This is a genomic window from Fontisubflavum oceani, assembly GCF_030407165.1.
GTDB lineage: Bacteria > Pseudomonadota > Alphaproteobacteria > Rhodobacterales > Rhodobacteraceae > Rhodophyticola > Rhodophyticola oceani.
The window spans coordinates 2504116-2518111 of record NZ_CP129111.1 but is presented as its reverse complement, the minus strand read 5'-3'; the positions used below and the strand labels follow the sequence as shown (position 1 = coordinate 2518111).

12 protein-coding genes are annotated in these 13996 nt (G+C 63.1%); 9 read left to right on the top strand and 3 right to left on the bottom strand.

Going from position 1 to position 13996, the window contains the following annotated elements; all coding sequences use genetic code 11:
* Positions 1-52: 52 nt before the first annotated feature.
* Positions 53-1396: an ABC transporter substrate-binding protein gene (locus QTA57_RS12885; protein ID WP_171559518.1), complete on the bottom strand. Its 1344-nt coding sequence runs from the start codon at positions 1394-1396 to the stop codon at positions 53-55.
* Positions 1397-1655: 259 nt separating this feature from the next.
* On the opposite strand from QTA57_RS12885, the gene QTA57_RS12880 reads away from it, so the two are divergent.
* From QTA57_RS12880 to QTA57_RS12870, 3 genes are read left to right on the top strand one after another with little or no spacing between them, the layout of a single operon-like run.
* Complete coding sequence (locus QTA57_RS12880) at positions 1656-2687, top strand: substrate-binding domain-containing protein (RefSeq protein ID WP_290151861.1); 1032 nt, start codon at positions 1656-1658, stop codon at positions 2685-2687.
* 13 nt (positions 2688-2700) lie between these two features.
* Complete coding sequence (locus QTA57_RS12875; protein WP_290151860.1) at positions 2701-4011, top strand: GH1 family beta-glucosidase; 1311 nt, start codon at positions 2701-2703, stop codon at positions 4009-4011.
* 41 nt (positions 4012-4052) lie between these two features.
* Positions 4053-4997: a glucokinase gene (locus QTA57_RS12870; protein WP_290151859.1), complete on the top strand. Its 945-nt coding sequence runs from the start codon at positions 4053-4055 to the stop codon at positions 4995-4997.
* Here QTA57_RS12870 and QTA57_RS12865 read toward each other — a convergent pair.
* The gene (locus tag QTA57_RS12865) at positions 4994-5464 is read right to left on the bottom strand and encodes an Lrp/AsnC family transcriptional regulator (protein ID WP_290151857.1); all 471 of its coding nucleotides are present in this window, start codon (positions 5462-5464) and stop codon (positions 4994-4996) included. The genes QTA57_RS12870 and QTA57_RS12865 overlap by 4 nt on opposite strands.
* Positions 5465-5585: 121 nt before the next feature.
* Between QTA57_RS12865 and putA the strand changes: the two genes are divergently transcribed.
* Positions 5586-9056 (top strand): bifunctional proline dehydrogenase/L-glutamate gamma-semialdehyde dehydrogenase PutA, encoded by a 3471-nt coding sequence (putA, locus tag QTA57_RS12860; protein ID WP_290151855.1) that lies wholly within the window; start codon positions 5586-5588, stop codon positions 9054-9056.
* Positions 9057-9094: 38 nt separating this feature from the next.
* The gene (locus tag QTA57_RS12855; protein ID WP_290151854.1) at positions 9095-10000 is read left to right on the top strand and encodes an alpha/beta hydrolase family protein; all 906 of its coding nucleotides are present in this window, start codon (positions 9095-9097) and stop codon (positions 9998-10000) included.
* Between the two features lie 9 nt (positions 10001-10009).
* On the opposite strand, the gene QTA57_RS12850 is transcribed toward QTA57_RS12855, so the two are convergent.
* Entirely contained in the window at positions 10010-10726 is a 717-nt protein-coding gene (locus QTA57_RS12850; RefSeq protein ID WP_290151853.1) for a GntR family transcriptional regulator, read from the bottom strand.
* Between the two features lie 105 nt (positions 10727-10831).
* On the opposite strand from QTA57_RS12850, the gene QTA57_RS12845 reads away from it, so the two are divergent.
* From QTA57_RS12845 to QTA57_RS12830, 4 genes are all read left to right on the top strand, one after another.
* Positions 10832-11791: a Gfo/Idh/MocA family protein gene (locus tag QTA57_RS12845; protein ID WP_290151852.1), complete on the top strand. Its 960-nt coding sequence runs from the start codon at positions 10832-10834 to the stop codon at positions 11789-11791.
* A gap of 91 nt (positions 11792-11882) precedes the next feature.
* Positions 11883-12890: a Gfo/Idh/MocA family protein gene (locus QTA57_RS12840; RefSeq protein ID WP_290151851.1), complete on the top strand. Its 1008-nt coding sequence runs from the start codon at positions 11883-11885 to the stop codon at positions 12888-12890.
* On the top strand, positions 12887-13501 hold the full coding sequence (locus QTA57_RS12835; RefSeq protein WP_290151850.1) for a Gfo/Idh/MocA family protein: 615 nt from the start codon (positions 12887-12889) through the stop codon (positions 13499-13501). The genes QTA57_RS12840 and QTA57_RS12835 overlap by 4 nt, the downstream gene beginning before the upstream one ends.
* Complete coding sequence (locus tag QTA57_RS12830; protein WP_290154913.1) at positions 13414-13992, top strand: Gfo/Idh/MocA family protein; 579 nt, start codon at positions 13414-13416, stop codon at positions 13990-13992. Before QTA57_RS12835 ends, QTA57_RS12830 begins: the two co-directional genes overlap by 88 nt.
* Positions 13993-13996: the final 4 nt, after the last annotated feature.

Genomic DNA, 13996 nt, shown 5'->3' with positions numbered 1-13996 from the left:
TGCCCCCGACCCACGCGGTGCGGATCGGGGAGTATTTTGCGTCTTCAGGGTTTTACTGGATGGAGTTCCAGCGCTCCTGAATACCGGCGGCAACCTCAGCCGCATCCGCGCCGGTGGTGTAGTCGACCATGCCGGTCCAGAACGCGCCCGCGCCGATCTCACCCGGCATCAGGTCGGACCCGTCGAAGCGGAAGGTCGTCGCGTTCAACAGGATGTCGTTCATCGCGCGCTGGCTATCGGTCGGGAACAGATCGGTGTTCACGCCGTTATGGGGCGTCAGGAAGCCCTGCTGCGCCATCCAGACTTCATGGGCGATCGGGGTCTGCACGAACTCGATCCAAGCCTGCGCCGCCGGCGAGTCATTGGTGATCGCCATCAACGTGCCCGCACCCAGAACCGGGTTACCCAGATCCTGGCCCGCATAGGCCGGGAAGTAGAAGAACGCGCTATCCGAGTCTTCTGGGAAGAAGGTCGGGATAAACGACGCCTGGCGGTGCATGTAGCATTCCGGCGGGAAGGAGAAGAGGCCGCCGGGGCTGTCGCGGAAATCGGTCGAGGCCACGGCCGCCGCACCGCCGACGACATAATCGTCGTTCCGGGCAAAGCTGCCGAACTCTTCGATTGCCGCCACGATCCGCTCATCATCGAATGGGATCTCATTGGCGACCCAGGCATCATAGACCTCGGGCGCTTGGGTGCGGAGCAGCATGTCTTCCACCCAGTCGGTCGCGGGCCAGCCGGTGGCCGCGCCAGAGCCCAAGCCAATGCACCACGGGGTGCTGCCATCGGCCACGATCTGGTCGGTCAGTTCACGCAGCTCTTCCATGCTTTCGGGGATGTCATAGCCTGCCTCATCGAAGGCTTCCGGTGAATACCAGACCAGCGATTTCACATCGACCTTATAGAAGAAGCCATAAAGCGCATCCGCGCCGTCCGGCCCGGCATAGGTGCCCAGATCGACCCAGGACTGCCCGGCAGCATAATTGTCACGGACCCAATCGGCAGTGCCATCGGCCAGCGGCGTCAGGAAGCCGCGCGCGGCCATGTCGGAGGCGAGGCCAGGCTGCGGGAAGACCGCGATATTGGGGGCGGAATTGGCCTGCGCCGCGATCACGATATCCTGTTCGAAGCTATCGGAACCGGAATATTGGACGGTGGCGCCGGTGGCTTCGGCGAAATAGGCGGCGACGCTTTCAACCAGCTCAGCGTCAAGCCCGGTCCAAGGGCCGGTCATGGTCAACGTCTGGCCGCTCAGATCATGGGCCGCCGCGAAAGCCTCATAGCTCTCCCAGTTGAAATCGCCCTCGCCCGGAGCGAAGACCATATGGCCATCGGCCTGGGCCATCCCGGCAGTCAAAGCCAGGATCGCCGCGCCGGTGTAAAGTGAGTGTTTCATTGGTACCTCCCAAATGTCGCGCCGCCGTCGCGGTCGCGTGGTATCCCTCCATGTCAAAGCATCTTCAAAGCGCTTTGAGCTTCTTGCACCCTCCGCCAAGCGACGCCCTGAGTCAATCCATCTTGTCATATTCCCCTGAAAAATAACGGTCTATTGTGCAGGTGCAGAAAGACGCGCGGATTTTGAACCTTTGACAAGCGCGGCAAGGCGCGCCTAGTCTACCCTCTGTTTTCGAAGCGCTTTGAGGCCCGAATTGGCGATGAATCTCAAACAATTGGCTGAGTCGCTCAACCTGTCCCAGACGACGGTCAGCCGGGCGTTGAATGGCTATCCGGAAGTGCGGGAGGAAACCCGCGCGCGGGTCTTGGCCGCCGCGCAGGCTGCCAACTATCAACCGAATTCGCGGGCGCGGCGCCTGGCCACCGGTCGCGCGATGACCATCGGCCATGTGATCCCGTTGACCGGCAAGGCCGAGATGGTGAACCCGATTTTCGCGGATTTCCTGGCCGGCGCAGGCGAAGTTTACGCGCGCGAGGGCTATGACCTTCTGCTCTCGATTGTCTCCGACGGCGAAGCGGAACGCGCCTATCGGCAAATGGCGGCCAACGGCTCCGTCGACGGGGTGATGGTGCAATCGCCACAAACCAATGACGCACGGATTGGCCTCTTGCAGGAGCTTGGCCTGCCCTTCCTGGTCCATGGCCGCACGCAGGAGCCGGACGGGTTTAGCTGGCTAGATGTGGCCAATCTGTCGGCCTTTCGCAAAGCCACGAATTTCCTGCTCGATCTGGGTCACAAACGCATCGCGTTGATCAACGGGCAGGAAAATCTCGACTTCGCTGCGCGCCGTCGCGCCGGGTTTTGTGAGGCGATTTGGGCCCGTGGGTTGGCGCCGAACCCCGATTGGATGCACTCCGATGTGATGACCGAAGGCTATGGGTATAGCGCGGCGACCGAAATGCTGGCGGGCGATGTTTGCCCCACCGCGTTTTTGGTCTCCTCCGTCATCCCTGCGGTCGGGGTGCGCCGGGCCGTCGCCGATCGTGGTTTGGTGCTGGGCCGGGATGTGTCGCTGATCACCCACGACGATGTGTTGTCTTACCTCAACAATGACGCGGACGGGCCGGCCTTTACCGCCACACGCTCCTCGATCCGCGCCGCCGGGCGACGCTGCGCCGAGATTTTGATCAACCTCATTAACACCCCCGATCAGCCCGTTATCCAAGAGCTGTGGGAACCGGAATTGACCGTCGGCCGCTCCACCGGGCCCGCCCCTGTCGACACCGCGTAAAGGACGTCGTGATATGAATTTTTCCCGCGCAGATTTCCCGGAAGGCTTCATCTTCGGCACCGCCACCTCGGCCTATCAGATCGAGGGTCATGGCTTTGGCGGCGCAGGCCCGACACAATGGGACAGCTTTGCCGCCACGCCCGGCAATGTTGTGCGCGCCGAAAACGGCGCCGTGGCCTGCGATCACTACCACCGCATGAATACGGATCTGGATTTGCTGGCCGATCTGGGTGCCGATGCCTATCGCTTCTCCACCTCTTGGGCGCGGGTTTTGCCGGACGGGCGCGGCCAGGTGAATGAGGCCGGGCTGGATTTCTACGACCGGCTGGTCGATGGATTGCTGGAACGAGGCATCAAACCGGCGGCGACGCTCTATCACTGGGAACTTCCAAGCGCTCTGGCCGATCTGGGCGGCTGGCGGAACCGCGATATTGCCAGTTGGTTTGCCTATTTCACCGCCACGATCATGGGCCGGATCGGCGACCGGGTTTGGTCCGCCGCGCCGATCAACGAGCCCTGGTGTGTCGGTTGGCTCAGCCATTTTGATGGGCATCATGCGCCAGGCCTGCGCGATATCCGCGCTACGGCGCGTGCCATGCATCACGTGCTTCTGGCCCATGGCCAAGCGATCCAGGTTATGCGGGATCTCGGCATGTCGAATCTGGGCGCGGTCTGCAATTTCGAATGGAGCCAACCCGCTGGTAATGCGCCCGAAACCCTGCGTGCCACCGCAACCTATGATGCGATTTACAATCGCTTCTTCCTGGGAGGGCTGTTCAAGCGGAGCTATCCGACCGAGGTTCTGGTTGGGCTTGGCGCGCATCTGCCCCGCGGCTGGCAAGATGACTTCGACACGATTGCCACGCCGCTGGATTGGTTGGGGCTGAATTATTACACACGAAAGCTGATTGATCACGCGCCGGGCCCCTGGCCGAATTATCGCGAGGTGGGTGGGCCGTTGGAGAAGACCCAGATGGGCTGGGAAGTGTATCCCGAAGGCCTGCGCGACTTTCTGATCCGCACGGCCGCAGACTATACCGGCGACCTGCCGCTTTATGTGACGGAAAACGGCATGGCGAACCCGGACACGCATAACACCCCCGATACGGCGCGGATCGCCTACCTGACCCGGCATCTGGACGCCGCGCGCGAGGCAATTGCCCAGGGCGTTCCGCTGAAGGGCTATTTCACCTGGTCGCTGATGGACAACTACGAATGGGCATTGGGCTATGACAAACGCTTTGGCCTCGTCCATGTGGATTTCGACAGCTTGCAGCGGACACCGAAAGCATCTTATCAGGCGCTAGCCAAATGGTGGCGCTAGACGCCGCGCGTACCAGAGACCCGTCACGAAGGATCCCGCCCATGCCCTCTGCCCTGTCGCTTGTGGCCGATATCGGCGGCACCAATACGCGCGTGGCGCTGGCCAGCGGCAAGGTTGTCGATAGTGACAGTGTCCGGCGCTATGCCAATCGCGAGGCGACCGATCTGGCAGAGGTGTTGCGGCGCTATCTGCGTGACACCGGCACCGATCATGGCGAGATCACCGGCGTCTGCGTCGCCGCGGCGGGCCCTGTGCATGACGGTGTGGCGGAACTGACCAACCTCTCCTGGCGGGTTGATCGGGCGATGCTTTCGGAGGTGCTGAGTTCCGAAAAAGTCGCCGTTTTGAACGATTTGCAGGCCCAAGGTCACGCTATTGGTCATCTTGCCTCCGAGATGGTGACCCCGGTTGTCGCGCAGCGCGATGTGAGCGGTCAGGCAGCGAAACTGGTCGTTGGCGTTGGCACCGGCTTCAACGCCGCGCCGATCTATGACACCGCGATGGGCCGATTTGTACCGCCCTCGGAATGCGGCCATATCAGCTTGCCTGTGAAAGGCACCGATGGAGCAGCCTTGGCTGCGCGGCTTTTGGACAGCCATGGTTTTGCCGCCGTGGAAGAGGCGCTCTCCGGTCGCGGTCTGGAAGCCATGCACCACTTCCTGCATGACAGGAAACTCTCGGCCGCCGAAATCATGGCCGGGCTTGAGGCCGGTGACAGCCAGGCCGAAGCGACGGCTCGTCTCTTTGTCCGGCTCCTGGGCACGGTGGTGGGCGATTTGGCCCTGATCCACCTGCCCTTTGGCGGGATCTATCTGGTCGGCGGCGTCAGCCGGGCCTTCGCGCCCTATCTCGCCCGGTTCGGATTTGCCGAAGCCATGCAAGATAAAGGCCGGTTTGGGCCGTTTTTGCAGCAATTCGGTGTGGCTGTGGTCTCGGATGACTATGCGGCGCTGACGGGATGCGCCTCGCATCTGGTGCATCTCTAAAACGCGCTGTCCTTCACGGCCTCCATGGACACATGGGTTGAGCTGGAGGCCACATGAGGCAGGGCTGAGATCACCTCACCCAAGACCCGGCGATAGGCCCGCATGTCGCTGGTCCGTACCTTTAGAAGATAGTCGAACGCGCCGGCGATCATATGGCATTGCTCGATCTCGGGCACCTTATGAACCGCTGTATTGAAGGCCCCAAGCGCCGCCTCGGTGGTGTCGATCAGTTTCACCTCGACAAAGGCCACGTGATCCCGGTTTAGTTTCGCGGGGTTTAAAACCGCGCGAAAGCCCAGGATGTAGCCCTGCGCTTGCAACCGTTTGACCCGCACCTGACAAGGGCTCTTCGATAAGCCGACGTGCCGCGCAAGATCGGTGACCGGGATTCGCCCGTCGGTCGACAGAATCCGCAGGATTTTTCGATCGAAGACATCAAGTGGCCCGTTATCCGATATATCTGACATCCAGCTTCCCTGTTCATCGCTCGCTTTCAGGACAAACGCCCGCCACAGGCAAAAGTCAAGGCAGACGGCCTGCACAGTTCCGAGGTAACCTGAGGCAACCCCCGTTTTGATGAGGCCGCCCATGTCCCCGCTTGCCCCGCTCCGCACCCGCATTCGCGCTCTGGCGCATGCGCCCGAAACCGATGTTCTGACGGATCTGATCGCTGAGGCCGGCCCTGATACCGCAACGCGCGCCGCCGCAGCCACGCGCGGCGCGCGCCTGGTGCGCGGCCTGCGCGAGGACAGCGCCCCAGGCTTGATGGAGGTGTTTCTGGCCGAATACGGGCTTTCGACCCGGGAAGGCATCGCGCTCATGTGCCTCGCCGAGGCGCTCTTGCGGGTGCCCGATGCGGAGACGATGGACGCGCTGATCGAAGACAAAATCGCGCCCTCGGAATGGGGCGCGCATCTGGGCAATTCCTCGTCATCGCTGGTCAACGCCTCGACCTGGGCACTGATGCTGACCGGCAAGGTGCTGCAAGATGGCGAGGGGCTGGCCAGCGTCCTCAGGGGGGCCGTGCGCCGTTTGGGGGAACCGGTGATCCGGGTCGCCGTGGGCCGTGCCATGCGGGAGATGGGGCAGCAATTCGTTCTGGGCCAGACAATGGATGAAGCGCTGAAACGCGGTGCCAAGATGGAGATGAAGGGATACACCTATTCCTTTGATATGCTGGGGGAAGCGGCGCTGACCCAAGCGGATGCAGATGACTTCTTCGCGGCCTATCAGACGGCGATTGCACGGCTGGCGCCGGAATGCCACTCCGACGATATTCGCGACAATCCGGGCATTTCGATCAAGCTCTCGGCGCTCCATCCCCGCTATGAAGTCAGCCAGACCGATCGCGTGATGTCGGAACTGGTTGCGCGCACCCGCAGCCTCGCCCTGCAAGCACGCGAGGCCGGGATGGGGCTCAATATCGATGCCGAAGAGGCCGACCGGCTGGACCTCTCGCTCGACGTGATTGAGGCGGTGCTGCGCGATGAGGCGCTGGCCGGGTGGGACGGGTTCGGCGTGGTGGTCCAGGCCTATGGTAAACGCGCCGCGGCGGTGATCGATTGGCTATACGCCCTGGCGAAGGGGCTGGATCGGAAGATCATGCTGCGGCTTGTCAAAGGGGCCTATTGGGACACCGAGATCAAACGTGCGCAAGTCGAGGGCCTGGCCGATTTCCCCGTCTTCACGCGGAAAGCGGCGACGGATGCGGCCTATCTGTGTTGTGCGGGGAAACTGCTTGGCATGACCGACCGGATTTATCCGCAATTCGCCACCCACAACGCCCACACGGTTGGCGCGATCATTGAGATGAGCAATGATCCACAAGCCTTTGAATTTCAACGGTTGCACGGGATGGGTGAAGCGCTGCATGACCAGGTGCTCAAGGCCAATGCCACCCGCTGCCGGATCTATGCACCCGTCGGCGCCCATCGCGATCTTCTAGCTTATCTGGTTCGGCGCTTGCTGGAAAACGGCGCAAACTCGTCTTTCGTGAACCAGATTCTTGATGACACGGTCGCGCCGGAAGAGGTCGCCGCCGATCCCTTCGCAGTCCTCGAAACCCTCGGCGAAAACCCGGCGGTCGCCCCGCCTGCGGACCTGTTTCAACCTGAGCGGCGCAATTCCCGGGGTTGGGACCTGCGCGACACCGATGATCTGGCGGAGATCGATGCAGCGCGGACCCCGTTTCAGACCACCCGCTGGCAGGCCTATCCGCTCATGGCGGGGGGCGCACCATCCGGACCAAGTCTTGAGGTGAGAAACCCGGCGCAGCCCTCCGATAGTGTCGGCGACCTACAAGAAGCCGATCACGCCGATTTGGAGGTTGCCCTTGGTCAGGCCACGTCCTGGAGCGCGCCTGCTGCGGCGCGCGCCAAGGCCCTCAACGCCGCCGCCGACCTCTACGAGACGCATTTCGGCGCGCTGTTCGCGCTTCTCGCCCGCGAGGCTGGCAAAACCCAGATGGATGCGATTGCGGAGCTGCGGGAAGCTGTGGATTTCCTGCGCTATTACGCGGCACAAGCCGAGACGCTCGCCGCGCCGCCGCGCGGTGTCTTTGCCTGCATTTCGCCTTGGAACTTCCCGCTGGCCATCTTCACCGGGCAAATCGCCGCCGCGCTGGCCGCGGGCAACGGGGTGATCGCCAAACCGGCGGAGGCGACCTCGCTCATTGCGTTCCGCGCGGTGCAGTTGCTGCACGACGCGGGCGTGCCGCGGGCGGCGCTGCAATTGCTGCCTGGCGCCGGATCGGTGATCGGCGCTGGCCTCTCTAGCGATCCACGCATCGCGGGGCTTTGTTTCACTGGCTCGACTGCGACGGCGCAACGGATCAACCGCGCGATGGCGGACAACTTGGACCCGACCGCGCCGCTGATCGCGGAAACCGGCGGGCTTAACGCAATGATTGTTGATTCCACCGCGCTGCCGGAACAGGCGATCCGGGATATCCTGACCTCCGCGTTCCAATCGGCGGGCCAACGTTGCTCCGCGCTGCGGATGCTCTATGTGCAAGAGGATATCGCCGACCCCTTCCTCAACATGCTTTACGGCGCGATGGATGAGTTGGTTCTGGGCGACCCGTGGGCGTTGAAGACAGATCTCGGGCCGGTGATTTCCGCCGATGCCAAAGCCGACATCGAGGGCCATATCGCGGAGGCGGCGGCAGCGGGGCGGGTATTGAAAACCCTGCCCACCCCAGAGACCGGGTATTTCGTGCCGCCGACCGTCATCGACCTACCTGGCGGGATCGCGGATTTGGAGCGTGAGGTGTTTGGCCCTATGCTACATGTGGCGCGGTTTGCCGCCAATGAGTTGGACGCCGTCGTGGATGCGGTGAACGCTAAGGGCTTTGGCCTGACCTTCGGCATGCACAGCCGGATTGATGACCGGGTGCAGGCGGTTTGCGCACGATTGCAGGTCGGAAACACCTATGTGAACCGGAACCAGATCGGCGCGATTGTCGGCTCGCAACCGTTTGGGGGCGAAGGGCTTTCTGGCACTGGCCCAAAGGCCGGAGGGCCGCACTACGTGCCACGTTTCACCCGCAGTGATACCAGACAAGAGGCGGCGGGAACTGATCGTGCGCTTACTCTGGCCGAGGTCCAAGCCGCCCTAGAGGCGCTTCCCGCGCCAAACTCCACGCCGCTGACGGCAACCGACCTGCCCGGGCCGACGGGCGAGTCAAATCGGCTGGCCACCTATGCCCGCGGGCGGGTTCTCTGCTTGGGGCCAACGGCAGAGGCCGCGATGCAACAGGCGCAGATCGCCCGCGATTTGGGCAATGCGACGCTGGCCGTCGCGCCCGGCGTGAAGGACGGGCTGGATGGGTCTGTAACGCCTGAGATATTGGCGCAACTGACTGGGATCGATGCGGTGGTGATCTGGGCGGAAGACGACGCGTTGCGGCCCTTGCGCCAAGCGCTCGCCGGGCGTGACGGGGCGCTGATCCCGCTGATCGCCGAGGCCGACCCCGCCCCGCGCATGATCTTGGAGCGCCATATCTGCATCGACACAACTGCGGCAGGCGGCAATGCCAGCCTGCTGGCCGCCTCCGGTTAGGCTTGCCAAGGGCGGCGGCTTGGGCCTTAGCTGGCGATATGACCGAAGCCCCCGAGATCGACCAGATTCACGCCCTTCTGGGGAACCAGATCGGCACGTCAGAAATCGTGGAAGCCACGCGGCTGGCGCGCGCCGATCTCGGGGGATGGCATCTGGACGACCTGCGGCTGACGACGACCGCGGAAGAGATCATTCCAGCCTATTTCTTGCATCCGCCAGAGGGAACGGCGCCGGTTCGTGCCGTGCTTTATTGCCATGCGCATGGGAACACCTACACCGTCGGGCGCGAGGAACTGATCGCCAGGCGACCCGCCTTTCAAACGCCATATGCGGCCGATCTTGTGGCGCAAAAAACCGCCGCGCTGTGTCTGGAGATGCCCTGTTTCGGAGAACGGGCATCTCCCGGCGAAGGCGCGCGGGCGAAGGCCGGTCTCTGGGCGGGCAAACCGCTCTTTGGCGAGATGTTGTCGGAACTCGAGGCGGGTCTGAATTGGCTGGCCACGCAGCCGGATATTGCGGCAGATCGGCTTGGCGTCATGGGCCTATCGATGGGCGGCACGCATGCCTGGTGGCTCGGCGCTTTGTCCTCGCAGGTCAAAGCCACCGTCTCGATGTGTTGTTTCGCCGATTTGGAGACACTCGTGGCGCTCGGCGCTCATGACGGGCATGGGATTTACATGATGGTGCCCGGGCTGTTCTCTGTCGCTCGGTCGGGGCAGATCGCCGGGCTGACCGCGCCGCGGGCGCAACTGGTTTGCGCCGGAATGCAGGATTGGAGCACACCGCCAGAGGCGTTTGAGGCGGGCCTCGCGGATTTGAGCGCGGTCTATGAGACGGCGGGCGCTGCCGATATGCTCGAAACCCATATCGAGACCGATCTTGGCCATGCGGAAAGCGCGGCAATGCGGGTGCGGGTTTTGGATTTTCTGGATCGACGGCTGTAAGCGGCGCGGCTATTCGAAATAATCGCCATGGCTGTCGCGCAGATCAGAGATCAGGTCGAGGACGGAGGCGAGATGATGCGTCATCGCCGCTTGCGCTTGCACCAAGTCGCGCACGCGCACGGCACTGAGGATATCACCATGCTCCGCCAAAAGCCGCGCTTTGTGCCCCCGATCGCTCAGCGATAACACCCGCAACCGATCCAATACCGTCTTCTCCTGCGCCAGAAGGATCGGCACACGGGGATAGCCGGTTGCTTCGGCGAGAATGGCGTGAAACTGGTCATCCTGATCTTGAAACTCAATATCATTGTTATCCGCAATTGCAGTGGCTTGCCGTGTGAGATTCAGCTTGGCTTCTGTCACGAATGTCTCCGGCATCCCGACCGCGCAAAGCCGGGCCACCACCGCCAACTCAATCGCTTCGCGCAGGAATTGCGCCTCTCGTAGGCGAGGTTCCGACAGTCGGGTGACGAAATTGCCCCGGCTTGGGCGGGTCACAATCAAGCCCGCCTCGCGCAGATGGGTGAAGGCCTCGCGCACGGGCGTTCGACTGGCGCCAAATCTCAACCCGACTTCGGTCTCGGAGAGAAGGCTGCCGGGCGGGATTTCCATCCGCAGGATCGCCGCGCGGATATGGCCATAGATCTGATCGGCAGGCGGGCCGGACGGCTCAAACCCCTCGAAGGGGATCGCCGTCAGATCAAGCGGGTTCTTACGGGGCGGCATCGGTTTGAATTGTCTCCTCGCAACCAGCATACCGGTATACAGGTTTATTGACAATGGCGGTGGGGCGTGCAGGAATGGGGTGATCTGGGAGGGAGATCTGCGCGCATGGGCTCGGCCCCGTTGAATATCGCTTTGATTGGCACGGGCATGGTGGCGATGACCCATCTGCTCGCGATCCGGGATGCGCGCCCTGCCCTGCGCCTAGCCGCGATCTGCGCCCGGCGGCGTGAGAGTGCGGAGGCGTTTGCGGCCAAGGCTGAGGCGGAATTGGGATATCGGCCAGCGATCTATGCCGATGCGCAGGCCATTGCGGACGATACCGAGATCGATGCGGCCATCCTTGTCACGCCGCCAAATGCCCGCGCGGAGCTGATCGCGCCTCTCGCCCAGGCCGGCAAAGCGATCCTCTTGGAGAAACCCGTGGCGCGGACCGGCGCCGAAGCCGAGGCGGTTGTGGCCCTCTGCGAAGCAGCCAAGGTGCCTTTGGGCATTGTCTTTCAACACCGGATGCGGGCGGCGTCGCTCAAAGCGACAGAATTGGTGGCCTCCGGCACACTCGGGTCCCTCGGTCTGGTGGAGATCGCGGTGCCCTGGTGGCGCGATCAGGCCTACTATGACGAACCCGGGCGCGGCACTTATGAACGCGACGGCGGCGGAGTCTTGATCAGTCAGGCGATCCATACCATCGATCTGGCGCTGAGCCTCACGGGCCCGGTGGCCGAGGTGCAGGCGATGACCGCCACCACGCGGTTCCACCAGATGGAGGCGGAGGATTTCGCCAGCGCGGGTTTGCGCTTTGAAAATGGCGCTGTGGGATCCCTCGTCGCCTCGACCGCGAGTTTTCCGGGCGCGGCGGAAACCATCACGCTGCATTTCGAGCGGGCCAGCCTGCATCTGGGCGAAGGCGTGCTGACCGTCTCCTGGCGGGACAGGCGGGTTGAGCGCTTTGGCGCGACGGCCAGCACCGGCGGTGGCGCCGATCCGATGGCCTTCACCCATGAGTGGCACCAAAGTATCTTGGAAGATTTTGCGGACGCGCTCCGCCAGGGTGTGCACCATTGGTGACCGGACGGCAGGCCTTAGAGAGCCACCGGCTGATCGATGCAATCACGCTCTCCGCGCATGAAGGCCACGTTGTAACACTCGGAGAACATGTATGAGTTTACGGTTCGCAGCCCTCGGTTTGGATCACCGGCACATCTATGGGATGGCGGGTAACATGATCGCGGCGGGAGCGGAGTTTGTCGGCTGGTGGACCGACGGCAACCCGGGCGCGCTGGACGGGTTCGACAAGCGCTTTCCAGGTGTGCCCCGCGCGATGGACAAGGCGCAATTGCTCGACGATCCAACGATCGATCTGATCCTGATCTCGGCCATCCCGCGCGACCGTGCCGCGCTGGCCATCGCGGCGATGGAGGCGGGCAAAGACGTCATGGTCGACAAGCCAGGGTGCACGACGCTTGAACAACTGGAGGCGATCAAGGCTTGCGTGGCGCGGACCGGACGCATCTGGTCGGTGGATTTCTCGGAACGGTTCGAAGTGCCAAGCGTGACCCGCGCCGCCGAGTTGGTTGCCGAGGGCGCGATTGGCAAAGTGGTGCAGACCGTCGGGCTCGGCCCGCATCGGCTGAACCGCCCGACCAGGCCCGACTGGTTTTTCGAGCGCAAGGCTTATGGCGGCATCCTGACGGATATCGCCAGCCATCAGATCGACCAGTTTCTCTATTTCACCGGCGCGACGGATGCGGAGATCACGCTGGCTTCGGTCGGGAACTTCGCCAATCCATCTGACCCCGGCTTGCAAGATTTTGGCGAGATCGCCCTCCACGCGCCCGAGGGGCATGGCTATATCCGGGTCGACTGGTACACGCCTGATGCGCTGCCCAATTGGGGCGATGGGCGGCTGACCATTCTGGGCACTGAGGGCTATATCGAGCTGAGAAAATACGTCGATGTGGGCGGGCGCGATGGCACCGACCATCTGGTTTTGGTGAACGGCACCCGCTGCGAGAATATCGATGCCTCCGATGCAGGCCTGCCCTATTTCGCACGCCTCGCCGCCGATATCCGTGATCGGACCGAAACCGCGATGCCGCAGGCCCATGCCTTCAAAGTCATGGAGCTGGGGTTGAAAGCACAAGAGATGGCAGAGGCACGGGCATGATCCGGGTCGCGATCATCGGCGCCGGGATTGGGCGGGAGCATTTGGCAGGGTACCGCGCCCTGCCCGGCCAATTCCAAGTGCGCTGGATCTGCGATCTGGACACGGCGCGGGCCTATACGATCCTGGGCGGCGATACTGGGCCGGAGGTCACGACCGATATTGATGCGGTGATGCGCGACCCCGAGACCGATTTGATCGATATCTGCCTGCCGCCGCATCTGCATGTGCCGATTGCGATGGAGGCGCTTGCGGCCGGAAAACACGTGATCTGCGAAAAGCCGATCGCGCCTTCCTTGGCGGACTGCGATGCGCTGGCGGAGGAGGAAGCGCGTGCGCCGGGCCGGGTGTTTCCGGTCTTTCAATATCGCTATGGCCCAGGCACGGCGGCGCTGGACGCGCTTATCGCGGCGGGGCTGGCGGGCGCGCCGCAAGTCGCCAGCCTGGAGACGCATTGGAACCGGGGGCGGAGTATTACGCGGTGCCTTGGCGGGGGACATGGGAGGGGGAACGTGGCGGCGCGGTTCTGGGCCATGCGATCCACAATCACGATCTGCTCTGCCGGTATTTTGGGCCTGTCGCGGCCCTCTCAGCCCAAACCGCAACACGGGTAAATACCATAGAAACAGAAGATTGCGCGGCGATCTCAATGCAGTTTGAAAATGGCGCCTTGGCCACAAGCGCGATTACGCTCGGCGCTGCGAGTGACACCACGCGGTTGCGCTTGGTCTTTGAACACCTGACCGCGACAAGCGGCGATCTGCCCTATGCCCCGGCGGAGGGCACGTGGAGCTTCACGGCGCGTGATCCGGCGCGCCAAGGGGAGGTGGATGCGGTCGTCGCGGGCTTGCGCGGGATCAAATCGGGCTTTGTCGGTTACTTCGCGGCGATAGCTGATGCCATCGCGGGGGATACGGGCCGCGAGGTCACGCTGGATGATGGTCGCCGGTCAATCGAACTGGTTACCGCGATCTATAGCGCCGCCCGCTCCGGCGAAAGGATTGCTTTACCGCTCGCCGCAAACGCGGCAAGCTACACCGGTTGGGTGCCGGAACAAGGCACCACCGGAATGAATGACGATGTCAAACAATCGCGTATTCCATAGGGAG